This window comes from Rhodococcus sp. NyZ502 (assembly GCF_041464245.1).
GTDB lineage: Bacteria > Actinomycetota > Actinomycetes > Mycobacteriales > Mycobacteriaceae > Rhodococcus_F > Rhodococcus_F qingshengii.
Genome location: NZ_CP167156.1, coordinates 274,935 through 293,363 on the forward strand (window position 1 = coordinate 274,935; position 18,429 = coordinate 293,363).

The 18,429-nt window shown below is 62.5% G+C and carries 22 protein-coding genes and 3 pseudogenes; 10 read left to right on the forward strand and 15 right to left on the reverse strand.

The features are described 5' to 3' along the window. Positions 1–276: 276 nt before the first annotated feature. Positions 277–405 (reverse strand): hypothetical protein, encoded by a 129-nt coding sequence (locus ACBG85_RS30355; RefSeq protein ID WP_256063984.1) that lies wholly within the window; start codon positions 403–405, stop codon positions 277–279. Between the two features lie 166 nt (positions 406–571). Here ACBG85_RS30355 and ACBG85_RS30360 point away from each other — a divergent pair. Next, positions 572–844: pseudogene (locus tag ACBG85_RS30360) on the forward strand (SOS response-associated peptidase family protein); the annotation flags it as partial. A gap of 269 nt (positions 845–1,113) precedes the next feature. On the opposite strand, the gene ACBG85_RS30365 reads toward ACBG85_RS30360, so the two are convergent. Then, a complete protein-coding gene (locus tag ACBG85_RS30365) occupies positions 1,114–1,680 on the reverse strand; it encodes a peptide deformylase (protein WP_372027957.1) in 567 nt (188 codons plus the stop codon). Positions 1,681–1,726: 46 nt separating this feature from the next. Here ACBG85_RS30365 and ACBG85_RS30370 point away from each other — a divergent pair, with 46 nt between their 5' ends. Next, a complete protein-coding gene (locus ACBG85_RS30370) occupies positions 1,727–2,269 on the forward strand; it encodes a PadR family transcriptional regulator (RefSeq protein ID WP_372027958.1) in 543 nt (180 codons plus the stop codon). A 64-nt stretch (positions 2,270–2,333) separates the two neighbouring features. Here the strand turns inward: ACBG85_RS30370 and ACBG85_RS30375 are convergent, their stop codons facing one another. Beyond that, positions 2,334–2,774, reverse strand: a complete 441-nt coding sequence (locus ACBG85_RS30375) for a MarR family winged helix-turn-helix transcriptional regulator (RefSeq protein ID WP_372027959.1) — start codon at positions 2,772–2,774, stop codon at positions 2,334–2,336. Between the two features lie 176 nt (positions 2,775–2,950). Between ACBG85_RS30375 and ACBG85_RS30380 the strand changes: the two genes are divergently transcribed. Together ACBG85_RS30380 and ACBG85_RS30385 are read left to right on the forward strand one after the other, a co-directional pair. Further along, the gene (locus ACBG85_RS30380; RefSeq protein ID WP_372027960.1) at positions 2,951–3,142 is read left to right on the forward strand and encodes a maleylpyruvate isomerase N-terminal domain-containing protein; all 192 of its coding nucleotides are present in this window, start codon (positions 2,951–2,953) and stop codon (positions 3,140–3,142) included. 213 nt (positions 3,143–3,355) lie between these two features. Beyond that, positions 3,356–3,493, forward strand: coding sequence for a hypothetical protein (locus ACBG85_RS30385; protein ID WP_372027961.1), 138 nt, complete (start codon positions 3,356–3,358; stop codon positions 3,491–3,493). A gap of 134 nt (positions 3,494–3,627) precedes the next feature. Here ACBG85_RS30385 and ACBG85_RS30390 read toward each other — a convergent pair whose 3' ends face one another. Genes ACBG85_RS30390 through ACBG85_RS30400 form a run of 3 tightly spaced genes read right to left on the reverse strand, consistent with a single transcriptional unit; the run spans position 3,628 to position 6,051 of the window. Beyond that, a complete protein-coding gene (locus ACBG85_RS30390; RefSeq protein ID WP_372027962.1) occupies positions 3,628–4,239 on the reverse strand; it encodes a DUF6262 family protein in 612 nt (203 codons plus the stop codon). Further along, entirely contained in the window at positions 4,236–5,168 is a 933-nt protein-coding gene (locus tag ACBG85_RS30395) for a tyrosine-type recombinase/integrase (RefSeq protein ID WP_372027963.1), read from the reverse strand. Before ACBG85_RS30395 ends, ACBG85_RS30390 begins: the two co-directional genes overlap by 4 nt. After that, positions 5,155–6,051, reverse strand: coding sequence for a hypothetical protein (locus tag ACBG85_RS30400; protein ID WP_372027964.1), 897 nt, complete (start codon positions 6,049–6,051; stop codon positions 5,155–5,157). Before ACBG85_RS30400 ends, ACBG85_RS30395 begins: the two co-directional genes overlap by 14 nt. A gap of 285 nt (positions 6,052–6,336) precedes the next feature. Between ACBG85_RS30400 and ACBG85_RS30405 the strand changes: the two genes are divergently transcribed. Then, entirely contained in the window at positions 6,337–6,486 is a 150-nt protein-coding gene (locus tag ACBG85_RS30405) for a hypothetical protein (protein WP_372027965.1), read from the forward strand. A gap of 235 nt (positions 6,487–6,721) precedes the next feature. Here the strand turns inward: ACBG85_RS30405 and ACBG85_RS30410 are convergent, their stop codons facing one another. Continuing rightward, positions 6,722–7,861: a tyrosine-type recombinase/integrase gene (locus ACBG85_RS30410; RefSeq protein WP_372027966.1), complete on the reverse strand. Its 1,140-nt coding sequence runs from the start codon at positions 7,859–7,861 to the stop codon at positions 6,722–6,724. Between the two features lie 103 nt (positions 7,862–7,964). Here ACBG85_RS30410 and ACBG85_RS30415 point away from each other — a divergent pair. Continuing rightward, positions 7,965–8,414 (forward strand): annotated as a pseudogene (locus ACBG85_RS30415) (SOS response-associated peptidase); the annotation flags it as partial. A gap of 33 nt (positions 8,415–8,447) precedes the next feature. On the opposite strand, the gene ACBG85_RS30420 reads toward ACBG85_RS30415, so the two are convergent. Continuing rightward, positions 8,448–8,813, reverse strand: a complete 366-nt coding sequence (locus tag ACBG85_RS30420) for a hypothetical protein (protein WP_285183356.1) — start codon at positions 8,811–8,813, stop codon at positions 8,448–8,450. A gap of 36 nt (positions 8,814–8,849) precedes the next feature. On the opposite strand from ACBG85_RS30420, the gene ACBG85_RS30425 reads away from it, so the two are divergent. The 3 genes from ACBG85_RS30425 to ACBG85_RS30435 all read left to right on the forward strand — a co-directional run bounded on the left by ACBG85_RS30425 (position 8,850) and on the right by ACBG85_RS30435 (position 9,565). Continuing rightward, positions 8,850–9,014: a hypothetical protein gene (locus tag ACBG85_RS30425; protein ID WP_285183355.1), complete on the forward strand. Its 165-nt coding sequence runs from the start codon at positions 8,850–8,852 to the stop codon at positions 9,012–9,014. Positions 9,015–9,092: 78 nt separating this feature from the next. Further along, positions 9,093–9,296, forward strand: a complete 204-nt coding sequence (locus ACBG85_RS30430) for a three-helix bundle dimerization domain-containing protein (protein WP_285183354.1) — start codon at positions 9,093–9,095, stop codon at positions 9,294–9,296. 5 nt (positions 9,297–9,301) lie between these two features. Continuing rightward, entirely contained in the window at positions 9,302–9,565 is a 264-nt protein-coding gene (locus ACBG85_RS30435; RefSeq protein WP_285183353.1) for a hypothetical protein, read from the forward strand. Positions 9,566–9,700: 135 nt separating this feature from the next. On the opposite strand, the gene ACBG85_RS30440 is transcribed toward ACBG85_RS30435, so the two are convergent. Further along, positions 9,701–11,674 (reverse strand): heavy metal translocating P-type ATPase, encoded by a 1,974-nt coding sequence (locus ACBG85_RS30440; RefSeq protein WP_372027967.1) that lies wholly within the window; start codon positions 11,672–11,674, stop codon positions 9,701–9,703. Between the two features lie 96 nt (positions 11,675–11,770). On the opposite strand from ACBG85_RS30440, the gene ACBG85_RS30445 reads away from it, so the two are divergent. Then, positions 11,771–12,127 carry a metalloregulator ArsR/SmtB family transcription factor gene (locus ACBG85_RS30445; protein ID WP_285183351.1) on the forward strand — a complete coding sequence of 119 codons (357 nt, stop codon included), beginning with the start codon at positions 11,771–11,773 and terminating at the stop codon, positions 12,125–12,127. A gap of 16 nt (positions 12,128–12,143) precedes the next feature. Here the strand turns inward: ACBG85_RS30445 and ACBG85_RS30450 are convergent. The 6 genes and pseudogenes from ACBG85_RS30450 to ACBG85_RS30475 all read right to left on the reverse strand — a co-directional run. Then, a pseudogene (locus ACBG85_RS30450) lies at positions 12,144–12,377 on the reverse strand (YncE family protein); the annotation flags it as partial. A gap of 259 nt (positions 12,378–12,636) precedes the next feature. Continuing rightward, on the reverse strand, positions 12,637–13,335 hold the full coding sequence (locus ACBG85_RS30455) for a DUF305 domain-containing protein (protein WP_285183348.1): 699 nt from the start codon (positions 13,333–13,335) through the stop codon (positions 12,637–12,639). 105 nt (positions 13,336–13,440) lie between these two features. Further along, the gene (locus tag ACBG85_RS30460; RefSeq protein ID WP_285183347.1) at positions 13,441–14,454 is read right to left on the reverse strand and encodes a hypothetical protein; all 1,014 of its coding nucleotides are present in this window, start codon (positions 14,452–14,454) and stop codon (positions 13,441–13,443) included. 64 nt (positions 14,455–14,518) lie between these two features. After that, positions 14,519–16,852: a penicillin-binding protein gene (locus ACBG85_RS30465; RefSeq protein ID WP_285183393.1), complete on the reverse strand. Its 2,334-nt coding sequence runs from the start codon at positions 16,850–16,852 to the stop codon at positions 14,519–14,521. A gap of 17 nt (positions 16,853–16,869) precedes the next feature. Further along, positions 16,870–17,658, reverse strand: a complete 789-nt coding sequence (locus ACBG85_RS30470) for a GNAT family N-acetyltransferase (protein ID WP_285183346.1) — start codon at positions 17,656–17,658, stop codon at positions 16,870–16,872. Positions 17,659–17,755: 97 nt separating this feature from the next. Beyond that, a complete protein-coding gene (locus ACBG85_RS30475) occupies positions 17,756–18,208 on the reverse strand; it encodes a hypothetical protein (protein ID WP_285183345.1) in 453 nt (150 codons plus the stop codon). Positions 18,209–18,429: the final 221 nt, after the last annotated feature.

Sequence of the window (18,429 nt, forward strand, 5' to 3'; positions counted from 1 at the left end):
TGCCGGTCACGTGTTGCCGCCGTTGCCGCAGTGTTGTTCGGGCGGGGTGTGGCGGTTGAAAGAAGCTCGCCCCCAATAGAGGCAGATGACGAAGCCGCCGGCACCGAAATGGTGTCAGCGGCTTCACAGGGTCGGTGCCCGTCTTGCGCCTCTCGGCAAGTGGCCGCTCGAAGCGGCATTTCTGGGGTGGTACCCGGGGCAAAGAATCGAACACCGACAGCCTCTACAACGAACACCCGCGAAGAGTTATTCCGCACGGCTGACCAGCGTAGGTCGTCATTTCCGGGTGATGATCGTCCGCAACACGAAGCGGAACACCACCGCGGTACCGGCCCCGACTGCGACGCCGGCCACCACGTCAGCGAGGAGAACCCCGACGGTGACACCGAGGACCGTTGCGGCCACGATCGCCAACGCGACATCGGTAGACGCCGGGCGAGGACTGGTGATCGCACTTCCCCTTCCGAGACAGTCGACGACGTACTCGCAGAGATCATCACACGCCGTTTGACGCGGAAGTCGGACCCACGCTGTTCAATGAGACGTGAACCGACTATGAGGAGGTCAGGCCATGTGTGGGCGCTACGCAAGCACAAGCTCGAGCAAGGAATTGCAGTCGTTTTTCGACACCATGCAGACCGTCGGCGACGAACTCCCACCGTCCTACAACGTCGCCCCCACCCAACCGGTCCGGGTGATCCTCGAACGAACCCCACGCGAGGAACCCGACTCCGAGCCCCAGCGCCAGCTCCGGACCGTCCGCTGGGGTTTGTTGCCTGCCTGGGCAAAAGACCGGAAGATGGCGTCCAAGCTGATCAACGCCCGCAGTGAAACCGTCACGGAGATTATCTGCCCCTGCCAGCTTCGGGATAGCGACTTTGCATCATTTGAACTGCGCGTTATGCGATGTTGACCAGCTAGGAGTTGCTCAGGCATGTAAGGCATGGCAGTGCCCGGGGGAGCCTTTGGTGATTGATTTTCCTATGGCTGTCAACGGTGTCGAGCCGAGTTGGAGTCGTCCTGGGTCTCTAGCCCCTGTTAGTCCGATTTGTGATCGGGCTAGATCCGGGGAGTAGATCGTCGCCGGTGCGGAGCGTTCGTGTCGACGATCCCTTACCAGCCGAAGGGATCTTTGTCGGACCCTGGGACCCATACGTTTTCGGGTTCAGTCCATAGACGCTGTTTGATCATCTTGCGAGCCGCACGCCGATTACGTCCGATCAACCGGTCTAGATAGAGGTGGCCTGCCAAGTGATCGGTTTCGTGTTGTAGGCATCGAGCCAGATAGCCGGTGCCTTCGACCGAGATGGGCTGGTTGTCGACGTCCACCCCGGTTACCCGCGCCCACTCGGCTCGCCCTGTCGGGTAATGCTCACCGGGAACGGAAAGGCACCCTTCCAAATCCTCCGGGTCGGGCATCGTCTCTGGCAGTACTGATGTCTCCAGTTTCGGATTGACGACGTGACCTCGGAACCGCCGGCCGTCGTCGATCAGGTCGTAGACGAAGACCGACCGTTGGTCTCCGACTTGATTAGCCGCGAGCCCAGCCCCGTTAGCTGCCGTGTTCGTCTCGTAGAGATCATCGACGAAAGCTGCGAGTTCGCCGTTGAACACCGTTACCGTGACCGCTGGTGTGGTCAGGCGTGGGTCGCCGGCGATGAGGATCGGTCGAATAGTCATACGAAAGAGAGTACTCAAATACGAGTACTCAGGTAGAACTATGGGTATGAATCCCACGCGGCTGTTCGTCCTCGGCGCTCTCTCCAAGCGAGGACCCATGCACGGTCACCAGCTTCGTCGCGACGCCCGCGTGGATCGTGCGGAACTGTGGTCGCAGGTCAAGCCTGGCTCGCTCTACGGCGCTTTGCATCGACTCGAAGGCGAGGGGCTGATCAGACCACTACGCACCGAGCAGGACGGAGCGCTGCCCGCCAGAACCGTCTACGAGATCACCGAGGAAGGGGCGAGAGAACTGCGAGCCCTGCGGGATGAGGCATTCACCGAGTTCGAACTCAAACCGGACCCTGTCGACCTCGCCCTGGCCGTAAGTGCGGACCTCGACCGCGAGGTATTGCGCGGCTACATCGAGGACCGTATCGCGGTCCTTGCTGCCCGTGAGTTGCAGTTCGATCATCAACTCGACCGGCGGTGGCCAGATCAGAGCGTCGCGGACGATCTCATCGTCTCTCATGCAAAGATGCGTATCCAAACCGAAATATCTTGGCACAGAGAGGTGCTCGACAGTATCGACAAACTCGAAGCGCGTTAGCTTGTGGCAGTCGGAAGGTCTCCCTGGCGCGCTTAAGCATGTGCCGTCAGGGCACGGTCTTGTGTCATTCGCAGGCCGTGGCGAGCCGAGCAAGCATCTCGCGCAGGATCGTGGCATCGCTCTCTGTCAGCGCTGCGTGAAGGAGTTCGTCTTCCGCTTCCCTGATTTTTCCGCGGACCGCATCGAGCAAGGTTTGCCCACTTGAAGTAATGCCGACAGTGCGCTGACGTTGGTCGCGGGAGCGTTCGCGGCTGACGAGTCCCTGCGAGACCAATGCGTCCAGATGTCGACCCAATCGAGTGGGGTCACGGCGGGTCCGGCGGGAGAGCTCCACCTGAGACATGGCGGCGCTCGAGGCGACCTCGGTCAAGATTGCGTACTCCCACATCGACAGTCCGGCATCGCGCAATAGGGGCTCCTCCAGAGCGCCTAAGCGCGGCAGGACTCGAAACATGAGCGCAGCGAGGTCTGCCTCTTCGTGTGCTGGATTTTCGGAACCGGTCATGGACGGCCTTCCCATTATCGTCTACCGTAGTAGAGGATCAGTTCATCTACCGAGGTAGAGGATCAAGTTTAGTTCTCTGCACATTTGACGTTAATTCACACCTTGCCGGTCTCGGCACCTCGACCACGACCAAGTGGTCGAGTGTGATGTCTCGGCTATGCCCGAAGGGGGCCGCTATGGACGTATCCATGTTGCACACCGTGACCGAAAACCTCGCGGGATGGCTCTCTGAGGTCACCCACGGCGATCTCAGGCAGCAAACGCCGGTGCCTGCATGGGATGTCGGCGACCTGTACGTGCACCTCATCGACCGAAATATCGCCATTACTGCAGGGCTCACCCATCAGGTAGTACACGTGCCCCATTAAGTCGACTCATCGCGGAGGTCGGCCCTCGACACCTCGGCAAATATCTACGGCGGCGGGTTCGAGGAGCTGTATCGTCAGACGGCCCGCCGAGCGGAGGAAGCCTTCATATCCGTTTCCTCTGCTGAGCTGCGCTACTGCATTGACGGGGTCGACCTCGACGCCGGCGCCATCTATGACAAGCACGTCAGCGACACCGTCATCCACAGTTGGGACTTGGCGCAAGCGATGGGATTCGACTACCGCCCGGCCGCCGAGGTTGCCCACCGGACCCTGACGGTGCTGCAGAAATCGCCGATCGAAAATGTCGATTCGGTATGGGCGAGTGCGCTCAGAATGTCGGGCCGGGTCTAACGGTCGAACTATGGTTGCATCCGCCCGATGGACAGCATCGTTGTGCGTGTGGAGGTGCCGGAGGCGCACGGAATTGAAGTGTCCGAAGTTCTTGTGTGAGTGGAGAATTCTCCATCGGTGAGTGCTTGTACTGTTCAAGGGTTTTCGTTGTCCAGTACTTGGTGCCCGAGCTCGCGGTCGAGTTGGCTGGTTTGTTCGCGAATCATCCGGCGCAGACCCGTGCGAGCCGCGGTGAGATCGTCTTCTGTGGTGCGTAGTGCGTTCTGCAGGTCGATGTTTTCTTTTGTGAGGCCACGGATTTCGTCTTGCAGCTTCGAGTTGGCGGTGGTGAGGTCGTCGACGCGGGAGCGGAGATGGTGGGTGGATTCTTCGTCGAGTTGGCGGCCGAGATTGTGTCGCAGGGCGGTCGTGAGTCGGTCGACTTCGGAGCGGAGGGCGCGGTTGTCCTGACGAGCGAGTTCTAGGTCGGTTCGTAGGCTGGCGGCACTGGCGCGGGTGCCAGTCACTGTTGCGCGGTCCGGTGCGGCGGCTTGGTCGGCGCGGGCCTGTTCGATGTAGCCGCGTATGCCTTCGGCGTAGACGAGCCAGGTGGACACGCCCGCAGCCTTGGCGACGGCGGTGAAGGTGATCGGGGTGGCGCTGGTTTTCATCTGGTCGACAACGGTTTTGACGTGTGCGCGTTTTCGTTGGGATGCTTGTCGGCGCGCTTGGACCAGGACATCGGCGGAGGTGCGTGAACTGCTCATGTTGCGGTGTTCTTGCCGATTACGTGCAACGGCAGTGAGCGGCCTGCGATGCCCGCACGTGATTTCCGCAATACGGCCGAGGCTTCGTCGACGCGGGCTCGTTCGTCCGGGGCGAGGGTGTCGAGCTGGTCGGTCATGGTCTGGTGCACGTGGGTGAACGCGTCGATCTGTGCGGTGAGGTTCTCGACGACGAATCCAGCGACGTCCATCGCGTGGGCGGTTTCCCGGTCGGCTTTGAGCGAGTTGATATGTTCTTCGATCGCGGTCAGGTAGGACGGATCGGGCCGGTAGAAGCCGCATCCGGCGCATTGGAAACGCACGGGGCAGGCTCCGCCGCCGGCTTTCACGGTGGACGGTTCGATGCAGTTGCCGAATGGGACCGCGACCGCCCGCACCTCGTAGGCAGCTTGGTCGTTCATCGGGGCCGGCCGCCCGGCCCGGTCGACGGTGAATGAGGCCACGGTCGCGACGGCTTCACGTTTTCGGCTGGTAGTGATTTCGTAGTAGATCGTGGTGGTGTTGATGTGTTTGTGGTCCATCAGGTCGCGCAGTACGTCGACGGGCACGCCGGCATCGGCGTGCCGTTGCGCGTAGGTGTGGCGGAGTGTGTAGGGGTAAACCAGGGTTCGATCGAACGGGAGTGGGATGCCGTCGGCATCGACGGAATCGGAATCGAGCCGGTCTATCTGGTCCACCCATGCCCGCATCACACGGGAGATGTAGTGCGTCCGGATAAACGGCTCGCGTGCAATCGAAGACTTCGCGGGGAACAGGTACTCGCTGCTCGCAGGTGGTGCTGGCAAGGTCTGTCGGATTTCCTGCCACTCGCCGATCGCGGCAGCAGTTGCCCGGGTAATCGGTAGTTTGCGGCCGAGCCGTTTGGATTTGATGTTGTTCCAATGCAGCGTTGGTTCGTCATTTCCGGTCACAGTCCCGGAGCAGACTGGCGACCTCAAGTGGGCGTCGACCCGTGTCGCGCATGACAATGAAGATAGTTCGGAACATTGCGTTGACCTGCCCGGGGGTGAGTTCGCCGTGGCTGAAGCCGACACCGATACGGTCAAGGTTGGCATCAAGCTGCCGGAGAACCGAAGCAGGCAGGGCTCGACCAACTTCCTCCTCGCGGTCGCCTGTGAACGGAATCATGTGGAAGCGGTGCCGGTTGAAACCGGGACCGAGCCCGTTGAGCCGCCCGTTGATGCGGCCGTACTCGATCAGCTCGAAGAACCGCCGCGCCATGGTGCGGCGCCGGCTGACGCTCAACACTGCGCCGTCGGCGTGGCTGAGTGTGCGGAAAACCTCCACGACCTGGTCTATGTCGGCACGGTCGAGGGCAGGTGGTCTCTCGCCGAGGTCGGCGCGTTGTCGCAGCGTTCGCGCGGCCAGAGCTGCCGCGCGCACCGTTTCGACCATGATCCTGCCCTCGGGCAGCTCTGTGCGTGCCCATGTACGGGTGAGTTCGCGCAGCCATTCGACCTCGATCTCCCCGAAATCTATGGTGCCGGCTCGACGACGCGGCCCACCGAGCATGGCGGGGTCGGGCTGTACACCCAACGTAACTAGATCCCACACCATCTTCTCGGTGTGCTCGATGCCGAGCATCTCGTCGTGTGCCTGACGCAACGAGCGCGCGAACTCGACCAGGTGCGCTTGCACGCTTGAGGTTCCGTGGCTGGCGATGAGCGAGGGTAGATCCTTCTCCTCCATCGTCGCCACGCTCGGCACCCGCTCCAACTCCCGCACAACTTGCCGCATGACACCAGGGGAGAGCCGCCCGTTGCGATGGTCCCGTTGCTGGACCGCGTAGAGCACTTCCCAACGAAGCTGCTCCGAGAGATGACCGAGCGAAAACTGGTTCGCTCCTAGATACGGAGGTTGGGTGCGTGCAAATACCTCGACCGGAGTATCAGGCGTGTTGGTCTTGCGGCGGGTGTAATGCAACGGGCACAACGGAATTGCCCCGCGTGGTGTCAGTAGACAGCCCAACACCAGGCACATACGTTCCTGTTCTGGACCCAATGGTTCGGCGACACAAGTGACCCAGGTTCCGAGTTCGGTTGCCGGATTCTGTCGTGAGTGTGAGCGCCACTCGGAGTAGTGACGTCGACACAAGCCGCGTACATCGAAGCGCCGAGCGCAACGTACACCGTTGCGCTCCACTCGGCATTGTTCTGTCCGCTGCCCGTACTTCGTGCGCGGCCGGTCGGGTACATGGGTGTCGATGAACTCGTCTCGAGATATACCTGACTTGCTCAGCGCGCGAACACAATGCGTGCACATACCGCGGTCGCCGAGTATTTGTGTGCACGCCCGGGTCACGCAGAGGTCGACGGTGCTCTGCGGGTTGCCAGGGTCCGCGGTGCACAACCACAGCTCGTGGTCCCATTCACCTGGCCGCCAGCTCGTGTCGGTGTGTCGGCGCAACCACCGGATCCAGTCGGACTCGACACTCGGTGAGAACATCGACGCTGAGTGTTGCGAACTAGTCATATCCCTCCAGTCTTGCTGCCACTCGTTCCACCGCAGCACGTTTGGCCGTTTCTGGCGGGTGCAGGTACGGATCCATCGAGACCGACGACACGTGTCCGAGGAGGTCCTGCACGACATCGCGGGGCACACCATTCTCGATCCATCGGGTGGCGGCTGTGTGTCGCAGCATGTGCGGGCGCGCTGTGAAACCCGCAGCCGCGGAAAGCCGCGCGAACAACGATCGCACGTTGCCGTAGCGCATTCCGTCGCCGATCGGCTCGTGATAGAGGTTCACAAAGACCAGGTCAGACTCCATCGCGCCCGCGACTGCGAACCGTTCGTGCTGGTACTGGGCGTAAAGGCCGACCAGATCGTTCACTACCGGAATCGACCGTGGATACCGGGATTTGGCGAGTGCGCCGTTGGCATTGCATCGTCGGCGCACATGGACGTGCGGGCCGTCGGTCGAGCATCCGACCAAAGCGCCACGAGGTAGCAGATGCAGATCCTCACGGCGTAGACCCAGCGCTTCGCCGACTCGGATACCGGTGAGAGCCATCAGAGTTATCAGAAACCGGTCTCGGGTTCGCGCCGCCGCTGCAATCAGCTCGTCTACCTGCCGTGCGGTCAGGAACTCGATCTCGGGTACCGGCGCCGTCAACTTCAACGACTTCGCCCGGATGGAGGCGAATTGGCCCATCTCCCCGCTGTCGTGGCCCGGCAGGTATCGCAGGTCTTTTCGATGTGACAACCGTGGTATCAGTTCTGACGAGACCCAACCGTGCGCCGCGGCGAACCGTAAGAACTCGCACACCGACGTCATCACCGCGTTCGCTGTGCCCGCGCTGCGAAACCGCGTTGGCGAACTCGGTCGGCGCGGCGGCAACGGCTCAGCGACCAGCCACCGCAAAAAGCGCGCCAAGTCGCTGAACTGTATTTTCTGCCAATCGAATCCGAATCGCCCGCAGTAGCTCAGAAACAACGCTATACGGCTCGCGTATACCCGCTCGGTGTTCGGTGACCGGTCCAATGCGCGCAGCGCCGCTAAATACGCCGACGCTTCGGTGTGCACGCGGTACGCGCCATCGATCACGACATAACGGAGTGAGTCATCCGATGGTGACATTGCCCGTTCCGCGACGAAGACGTCCACATGACAAAGCTAACCAACGCGCCAGCAAAGACCCTGATAACGAAAAGGAACGTCGCACGAACAACTGTCGACCAACGTGCCTCCACCAGGCAACCAAGAGTAGATAACGGAGAAGCCCTCATTCAGGAGTAGTGCTGCCAAACGACTGGCCATCGTTCCCGCGAACGGCTACTACGAATGGATGAAAAGCGAAGAGGGAAAGAAGATTCCGTACTTTCTTCACGGAGACGGTGACCTGATCGCGATGGCTGGACTCTACGAGTTGTGGCCCGATCCTGAACTGCCAGAAGACGATCCGAACAAGTGGGTATGGACCTGCACTGTCTTGACTCGGCCAGCTACGGATTCCACGGGACACATACACGACAGATCCCCGCTGATCCTGCCCGAATCATTCTGGGAACACTGGCTCGACCCGACACTCACCGACAAAGGCGAGGTCCAGGCCATGATCAACTCCGTTCCGGAGCCGCACCTCGAACCCTACGAAGTCTCGACTGCGGTCAATAGTCCGAGGAACAACGGCCCGAGCTTGCTCGAACCGGTCCACTGACTGACGTTCTGGGCCTTCGCGCTCGACGAGAGGTCAGGATTCCCGCATCGTCACCCGGGCGAGCATCTGCTCCATCTGCGGCCATCCGAGAGCGAGGTTCGATCCGCTCATCTGGACCCGTGTGTTCCACTCCGGAGCGAAGGCATCGAACATGATCCGAGCAGCGGGAGCGAGTACGTCCCGCTCGACGGCGTCAACGGTGTCGGCATCCCAACGGAACTCCCCGTCGATGGAATCGGGTTCACCGAACACCGACGTCAGACGCGCGGACACATAGCCCAGAGCGACCAGATCCGCCGCACTGTAGAAGTCGTTACTCGATTCAACGACCCGGCCGAACGCCGGTGGCGACGCCGAAAGGCGCCGCGGCTGATCTGGGTGGGCATCGGCGGCGCTCACGACCGTCGCCCGTCCTCCGAGATCCCTCTCCCCGCCATGCACGCGGCGATCGAGGACTTCGGGCCCACGACCCTCGTGGAGGGTTCGGTGACGCCCGTGTCGATCGGGGCGTCGGTGGACATCGCATCCCGGTTCCGTGCACCGTCGCCGGTGTGGGACGAACTCGGCCGGTCGGGTTCGACTCGTGGCAGCACAGCGTGACCATGTGCTGATCGTCGCCTTCAGCCGATAGTTGTCTTTCCTGTTGAACTGTGGGCAGGTGGGGCGCAGTATTTACCGATGAAGACCGAAGAGGAAGAGCGTCTGATCGCTCATGCGGTGACGCGGTTGTCCGCGAAGTATCCGTCGATATCGGCTGATGTCGTCGCGGACGCTGTTGCGTCTGCTCATACTCATTTCGACGGCCACAAGGTGCGTGATTTCGTTCCTCTGCTGGTCGAGCGCATGGCGGGGGAGAAACTGTCCTCACTGGTCGCGTCGTAGCCACGATGTCCGCGGCAGAAGAAACCGATATCGCGCAGGCGAGAGTGTTTCTTGCCCTGTTGAATTCGGAGATCGACGAGTTGTCGGAGCGTATCGAATCCGCGCTGCGACTGGTGCGGGGTACTCGTCCGGTCGCACCTGAGTTGGCGTCGGCGGCGCGCACCGACGCAGCGGCGCTGCGTAAGGACCTTCACCGGGTCCGTCGTATGGTGGAGCAACTGACACGCCGCTTCCCCGACGTAGTGCGCATCGCGGCTCACCCCTCGTAGGGACGCGGACGAGAGGCTTCGTTGCCATTCCAGTCCCGCGTATCCGAGCCCGGGGCGATCGTCCCGATGTGCCGAAGAACCCATTGGCGTAGCTGCGCTGGCGGCTCTGAGCAAGGCATAGATTCTTTTACCGGACTATGACTCGATGTCCTTGGTCCATGCCTTTTCTCGAAGCAACCGGAGGCCGTTGAGGGCGACGATGATGGTGGATCCTTCGTGGCCCGCAACGGCCAGCGGCAGGGGGAGCGTGCCGATCAGGTCCCATACAACGAGGCCGGAAATGAACGTCGCGGCGATCGCCAGATTGGCGACAACAACCCTTCGAGCGCGTCGCGACAATGCGATGACTGCCGCGATTGTGGTCAGGTCGTCGCGTAGGACCACGGCGTCCGCGGTGTCGAGGGCGAGGTCGGATCCAGCTCGGCCCATGGCGAGGCTGGTTCCGGCGGCAGCCATCGCTGGTGCATCGTTGACGCCGTCGCCGACGAGCAGGACATGGTGCCCGCTTTGCTCGAGTTCTCGAACGGCGTCGACCTTGTCCTGTGGGAGCAGCTCTGATCGTACGTCCGTGATCCCGATCGTTGTTGCGAGTTGTGTTGCAGCACGAGTGTTGTCGCCGGTGAGCATGGTCGGCGTAGTTCCTGTCAACGCGGTCAGCGACCGCACCACCGCGTCTGCGTCCCGGCGGAGCTGATCGGTGAACCCCAGTACAGCGACGGGAGTGGCGTCGAGGGAAACGACAACTGCAGTCCGGCCGTGTCTTTCGAGTTCGCTGACAACGACGTCGACATCGATGTCGACGCCGGATAGTTGCGGGCTGTGCTCGTCGATGCGGGTGGGGCTGGTGATCGCAACTTGTCGGCCATCGACAAGTGCGGAGACTCCGACTCCGGGCGTGGATCGGAAATCCTCCACGCGATGTAGCGAGATTCGTCGTTCACGCGCTGCTGCAACGACGGTGCGGCCGAGTGGGTGCTCGCTCGCGGCTTCTGCGCTTGCCGCGAACGCAAGTGCCGAAGCCTCGTCGATATCCGCGGCGGCGAGGACGCGAACGTCGGTCAGTGCGGGTCTACCTTCGGTCAGGGTGCCGGTCTTGTCGAACGCGACTACGGTCGCGTTCCCGAGTTGTTCCATCACGACCGCAGATTTGACGAGGACGCCGTGACGTCCGGCGTTGGCGATCGCGGATAGGAGCGGGGGCATCGTGGCGAGTACGACTGCGCACGGGGAGGCCACGATCATGAACGTCATGGCGCGCAACAAGGTTGGCTGCAGTGCCGAGCCGACTGCCAACGGGATGAAGAACAACGCCACGGTCGCAACGACGACGCCGAGGGAGTAGCGCTGTTCGATCTTTTCGATGAACAGTTGCGTCTTCGCTTTGGTGGCGGACGCTTCCTCGACCATGGAGACGATCCGGGCGATGACGGTTTCGGTGGGATCGCGTTCGACCCGCACGCGTAGGACGCCGCTCCCGTTGTGGGTACCGGCGAACACCTCGTCGTCGACGGCCTTGGCGGCTGGCAGTGGTTCACCGGTGATCGAGGCCTGGTCGACGTCGCTGGCGCCGTCCACGACTCGTCCGTCTGCTCCGATTCGCTCGCCGGGTCGGATGACGATGATGTCGCCGATCGCCACATCGGCTGTGTCAACCTGTTCTTCGGCTCCGGTGGCGGTCACGCGGGTGGCCTGTGCCGGGGCCAGATCGAGCAGGCCCTTCACCGAATCCTCTGTCCTGCGTGTTGCGACGGCTTCCAGGGCTCCGGAGGTGGCGAAGATGACGATCAACAGGCCGCCGTCGAGTACCTGTCCGATCGCGGCCGCTCCGATCGCGGCGACGATCATCAACAGGTCGACGTCGAGGGTCTTCTCGCGCAGCGCCTGCAGTCCTGCCCAGGCCGGTTCCCAGCCTCCAGTGACATAGCAGGCCAGGTACAGGCCCCAGTACATCCAGACCGGTGCTCCTGCGAACTGGGCAACCAGTCCTGCCGCGAACAGCACGGTGGCGGCGACCGCCCATCTGACCTCGGGTAACGACAACGCCGGGGTCCGGCGAGTGGGGAGCGTCCCTGCCCGAGGGGCAGGTGCATCGGCCAGTGTGGTGGGCATCGAATCTTCCTTCAACGGTCGCAAGGGTGAATCGGACGCCATACTACGCATATATGTAGACGTCTTCATATATTGCGTGTGTTTAGAATGTGAGGTATGGGCCACGGAGTGCAAGGTAGGGACACCCCCGCAGCGGTGCTCGACGCCGAGAGCGCTGCCGTCGTCGCCGAAGCCTTGCAGGCGTTGGCCAATCCGAGCCGGTTGCTGATTCTCTCGCGACTGCGCTGTGGGCCGGTCGCGGTCAACGACCTTGCTGAGGATGTGGGAATGACGCAATCGGCTGTCTCTCATCAACTTCGGCTGCTGCGCGCCCTCGGGCTCGTCACGGGAACTCGCACCGGCCGAAGCATCGTCTACAGCCTGTACGACAACCACGTCGCCCAGCTGCTCGACGAGGCGGTTTATCACGTCGAGCATCTGCGGCTCGGGGCGCGGGACATCTCGGCCGGCTGATCCTTTCCCCGAGAGGTCAGGGCGCCTGGGAGCGTTCGAGGAGTGCAGGACGGCCGTCCGTCCCGGCGGTCACCGGGTAGTAGGTGTGGTGGGTGATCGGGTCGACCGCGACGACGTGAGCGTCGTCGGCCAGGTGTCCGGACCCGACGGCGGTCAGGTGCCCGCCTTGTCGGTCGAGCACGCTGACGGTGCCGCTCTCGGCGGCGACGTAAAGACGTTGCGCTCCTTGGTCGTAGGCCAGGACGTCGGGTCAGCCCACCCATGTCGCTCCCGGAAACTGACCAGGGTGAGCGCAGCGGCAAGCGGCAGCCCGAGGGCGGACATCGAGAACCCGACAGATTTGCGCACGGTGAAGTCTCCTGAATATAGCAATGGGAATCGTTTTCGATACTGTAGCGGGGTGAATCACCTCGTTGCGCATCGCCCCATCCCTCGTCGCATCTGATGTGACCAGGGGAGTTTCGGCGGCGCCTCGACATCGGAACAGCCATCGAGGACGAACATTTGCTCTAGGGAAAGGGCAGCGGCTGTTCGTTTCGTTGCGCCAGCATCGTTGTCATCACATCTGATTCGTGTTGCTGCAGCGCAAGCAGTGAGCGTGCGAACCGGCGAATGATCGGATCCTCGGCGCGATCGCTTGCCACCTCGAGCATGTCGTTTCCGCCCTGGTGGTGGCGGAGCATCAGTTTCAGAAATTGTGTGTCCGACTCGTGCCCTTCCGCAGCGCGGAACGTCTCGAAATCCAGCGCCGTGGCCATTCCCGGCATCGAAGTGCCCGAATCGTGTGAGGGCATCTGGTGATCTCCCTCAGCCATCCAGCTCGTGTACGGTTCGGCTGGTTTCCTCGGTTGTCCCCACATGTCCAACCACCCCTGCATCATTCCAATCTGAGTGCCCTGACCTGTGAGGATGTCGAATGCCAGGGTGCGGACTGTGAGGTCGCCGGCATTGGCGACCGAAATTCGCGCAAGCTCGATCGCTTGCTCGTGATGAATGATCATGTAGTGCAAGAACCCGATGTCGACACCACTCGTCGGCGGGGAAGGTGCTTGCGTGTCCGATTCTCGCGTGAGATAGCTCCCGAGGACGATTCCGAGCACCAAGCACACGGCGACAGCCAACGACATGCCTGTTGCTGTGCGGCGGGAGCAGTGTGTGTTGCGGTCATCGTGTCGGCTGTGCGGAATGCGGAGCGACGTGCTGCCCATGGAGCTGGTTCCTCTGTGTGTGATAAGTCGATGTGACTGTGTAGTAACGGATTTCGAATCGGAACCGGGGTGGGGTTCGCGAGTGGCGTCGCCGATTGCGGATGTTCACCTCAGTTGGGCCGGCAGGTCCCCCGGGGTGACACCGAGATGGATGTGATCGCGGTGAACATCGTCGGAGAAGAACCCTGCTCTGTCGCCGTTGAGATCGATCGGGCCACCCACTTCGGTCGCTCCGAGTTCGGAGGCGCGAAGCATGAACTCAGTGAGCACCGGTGAAGTGACGCTGTAGTCGACAATGCGAACGCCGTTGATCTCGCGCACATCTGCCGCTCGACCGACGGCATGATTCGACACTTTCGACGTCGGAAACACCGTTTGAATGTGGCCGGTGTGCATCACCTGGATTCCGAAGGTGAATTCCTCACCGAGACCGGTCAGGACGCGAAGCAGTGTTTCGTCGACCCGGCCGGTACCGACATCGTCTCGTGCAGGTGCGGACAAGATGATGCTGGGGTTGTCGATCACCGCCAGGGCGGACCCGGTGATTGTTTGCTGCTCACCGAGGCTGGTCAATGCCTTGATCTGTCGGACTTGCCAGACGCCGCCACCATGTCGGGCAAGACGAACGTCGAGTGCCATCTGCCTGTTCACAGATTCCGTGGAGTAGGTCAGTTGTTGATCGAACAAGGCGATGACCGCAGCTTCGTCAGTGGCGATGCCGCCGTACTGCGGATAGAGGACCCGCAGGGAACCGGCGATCGCATCAGACGGCTGCAAGATCGCTGCGGCCGCGACGAGTTCGGGTACGAGACCAACTCGCGAGAGCGGATCGGTGACGGTCGACCACGTTCCCGCTGTTTCGAGGAAGTCTGCTGCCGTTCGTTTGATGTCGGGCAGCACCTCATTGGCGCTCGGTGTCCACACGCCCGAAAGCCCCTGCTGCTGTTGCATGTTCGTGGATTTGTGCCGGGACGGCACATCACCGGGGCGCGTGGCGGTGGTAGAGACGGGCGCATCAGGGGTTGTGTGGGGTGTTCGCGGCACTGCACATGCGCTGATCGTTCCGGCGGCGGGGACGGCGACGATCAGCGCTAGAACTTGTCGGCGAGTGAGCTCCATATGGTCCTTGTAGTGGTGTCAGAGAGTCGATACCGGTGATCTGTGGCGGGTTTTCCGCCCCCTGCTAGCGCGGTGCAGGGCCTGGGGGCGTGGCGGATCGAGGTGGGGCGTCAGACGGCAGTTCCCGGGGGCCGGCTGGGCCCGGTCGTGGTTGGGAACCATCACCGATGGACAGCGTGATCACCGAACCGGGAAGCGTCGAACCGACAGGCGAGATGCTGACCACTGTTCCCGGCGTCGAAACGGATTCGGTTGTGGTCGTTGCGACGTCGAACCCTGCAGCTTGAAGCAGCGAGGTCGCTGCGGACGACGTCATCCCGACCACGTTCGGAATTTGAGCGCTCTGCGCACCTCGGACGTATTTCTGATCGACGGGTGGCAGTTCCACAGGACCGAATTTCGTGGCTATCGGCGCCAGCGCGTCGTACCAGGTGCGTGCAGGTTCGTTGCCGCCGTAGAGATCACCGGATCCGCAGGGCCGCAGGGGGAAGGAACAGAGTGCACTCGGAGTCGGCGAATCGCCGTACGTGTACACCGCACCGGCGTAGCGGTTGGTGAATCCGAGGAAACCGGAGGACCGATTCGCCTCGGTAGTTCCGGTTTTTCCCGACATCGGCAGCGACCACCGGGCCGACGCCGCTGCGGCGGCTGCGGTGCCGCCAGGTTGGTCGTCCTTGCTCATCGCGTTGGCCAGGGTGTTCGCCAGTCCTGGGTCGATCACCTGCTCGCACCCTTGTACCGCCATCGGCACCGGGGCGCCCTCGCGATCGAGTACCGAGTCGATCGGGGTCGGGGGACACCACTTCCCCGAGGATGCGAGTGTTGCTGCCACGTTGGACAGTTCGAGTGGGTTGACCTGGGTCGGTCCGAGGGTGAACGAGCCCAGGTTCTGCTGCTTTTGGACTTCGGCCATGCTCTGCTGGCCTTGCCCCGAGGTGCCCGGCTCGTCGTAGGAGCGAAGTCCGAGCCGTACGGCCATCTCCACTGCCGGGGTGACCCCGACGGACTCGAGTAACTTCACGAAGGCGGTGTTCGGTGATTGCGCCAACGCATCGGTCAGCGGGAGGGCGGCGGGATAGTTGCCGGTGTTCTCGACGCAGTAGGTGGACGGGGGGCATCCTTGTGCGCCGCCATCACCGAGTCCTTTGACTTCGACTCGTCGGGGAACCTGCAGGACGCTGCTGCTACCGAGTCCCTTCTCCATTGCCGCTGCGGCGGTGAAGATTTTGAAGATCGAGCCCGCTCCGTTGCCGACAAGCGAATACGGTTGCGGCTGTACTGTTTCAGAGGCTTCGGCGTCGAGGCCGTACGTGCGACTGCTGCCCATTGCCAGTATGCGGTGTTGGTCCTGGCCGGGTGCGACGACATTCATGACGGTCGCGGCCCCGTCCACGTCGGGTCTGGTGTTGCGTACCAGTGCGGTCTTGACGGAGTCTTGGACGTCCGGCTCGAGAGTGGTCCTGATCAGGTAGCCGCCTTTGTCGATTTCTTCGCCGCTGATGCCCGCTTGGGCCAGGTACTGCAGCGCGTAGTCGCAGAAGAATCCGCGGTCGCCGGCGGCGATACATCCGCGTGGGAGTGTATTGGGTTCGGCGAGGACGCCCAGGGGTTGGGTTTTGGCTGCCCGCAGCTCGTCGGCGCGTTCGGGGATGTTTTCGATCATCGTGTCGAGAACGACGTTTCGGCGTGCGGTGACGCCGTCCACGTTCGTGTACGGGTTGAGTGCGGAACTGGACTGGACCATGCCGGCGAGCATCGCGGCCTGCATGGCGGACAGGTCGCTGGCGTCGATGCCGAAGTAGGTTCGGGCTGCGTCTTGGATTCCGAAGGATGCGTTGCCGAATGGAACGAGGTTGAGATAGCGGGTGAGGATCTCGTCTTTGGTCAGTTGTCGGTCGAGGGTCAGTGCCATGCGGATCTCGCGGATCTTGCGCGCGGGTGTCGTTTCGATGGCAGCTCGGCGTTCGGCGTCGGTGGTGGCCAGCACCAGAAGTTGATAGTTCTTCACGTACTGCTGGTTGAGTGTCGAGGCGCCCTGTTCGACCTGTCCGCTGGTGGTGTTGGTCAGGAACGCTCGGAGTGTGCCCTGCCAGTCCACGCCTTGGTGGTCGGCGAAACGTTTGTCCTCGACGGAGACGATCGCGAGCTTCATCTCGTTGGAGATTTGATCGCTGGGGACTTCGAAGCGGCGCTGCTCGTACAACCATGCGATCGGGTTTCCGGCTGCGTCGACCATGGTCGAAACGCCGGGAACAACTCCCTTGGCCAGCTCGGCGGAGACGTTGTCGACGGTGCTCACCGCCTGATTCGATGCGTATCCGAAGCCCCCGACGACCGGAAAGAGCACACCCGCGAGCAGGGCGCCGGCCAATGCCGTGCATCCGGCGAGTTTGGCCACTGTTTTTGTCGCACTGCTCATGTCAATTCCGTTCCGTCCTGTGCTGCGACGCCGAGTGATCGCCGGTAGACCTGCATTCGTCGACCGTCACGATCGAGGTAGGTGCGCGTCGGGGTCCATCCGAGGCGTTCGTAGAAACCGTGGGAGGTGCTCGAAGCGGAATCGGCGGTGTCGACGTGTGTTGCAAGCTCGGCGGTGGGCGTACCGAACTGCGTTGCGGCGGCCTCGAAGCCGGCGGTGAGTTCGGCGCCGATTCCCCGGCCACGCCGTGCGGGGTCGACGGCGACAGCGGCCAGTACCGCTACCGGATCGGCGGGCGGGCGGGGCGGGGACGTCGTCGTCCTGACATCGCGAGGACAGCCCAGGAACAATTCCTTGGCGGCATTGCACCACGGCAGTGCCCGTGTGCGGAGAAACCGGGCAGCCAGTTGCGGCCGCGCGACCAGCGCGATGATGCCGTGAACAGCGAGTGAGGCCATCGTTTGTCGGTCGCGCACCATGTGGCTCAGGTGCGTTCGGTGATCGAGTGTTCCGAGGAGGAATCCCAGAACGTTCCGGTCGGCATCGACTGCGACGAAAGCAACGGCATAGGGGTGGTCGAGGAAACTGTGATGCCACCGGCGCAGAAAGCGGTAGCCGAGTTGGGGAAAGAGTCCCACGGGTAGGGCGTCGAGGTGCAGGTGAGCGCTGCTGGAGAGGTCACCGATCTGGGCGGGACGAATGGTGACGGGCCCGGCCCCGGCGGCAGCGGATGCCGGCGGTGTGGGCCGTGGGTGGGGTCGGGTAGAGCTGACAATGACACGCACGAGGGCGCTCCTGAGGTGAGATCGCGTGCGATCGGCCATCGGCCGACGGCGGACGCGGAACTGAAGTGGGAAAGGTCTGCCGGCTAGTGCAGACCTGTCACACCCTCAGTACGCATGCGGCATCGAGGATCGACACCGGGCGCAGGACGGCGCCGACTGCCGCGAACCTTGCGCCGCTTCGCTTTTCCGTGGCGAGCGAGGGTCGTACGCACACAATCCAGAGCAGTCGCAGCGCAATCACGACCAGTCCCAGCGAGAGAATGGCCAACAGCACGTGCACCGATTCGAACATCTGGGCAGGGCCGTCGGCCTCTCCCGGGCCGCTGTGACGGTGATCAGCAGGTGACCCGACGATGTTTTTCGGGGTCTCGTGCGGCGTCGGGTCTGCGGCTTGATCGATCACGGCAGCAGCGATCGGGGCGTGGCCGGCCGCCGACGAATCCGATGTGTGTGCGATCTGTGAGGAGAGGAGCATGGCGAACACCGCAGCGAGCATCACGGCGCCGAGCAGTACTCGCTGCATCGTCGCGTCAGCTCGAATCGGTCCCACCAGGCCAAGATAGCACCGCGCACACCCTCAAGTTCATATGTGCGCACTCATGCCTTTCCGACCTGCGAGTCGACTGCCGACCCCACCGGACGGGGTGACCTGACGGGCGGTCCGTGGATCACGGCCCCAAAGCGGCCGAATGTGTTTCTACATGTGCGCAAGTGCGCACATGTGGGTTAGAGTGGGGTTTCCTTGTTCACGAGAACGTTCGGAGGATCTCC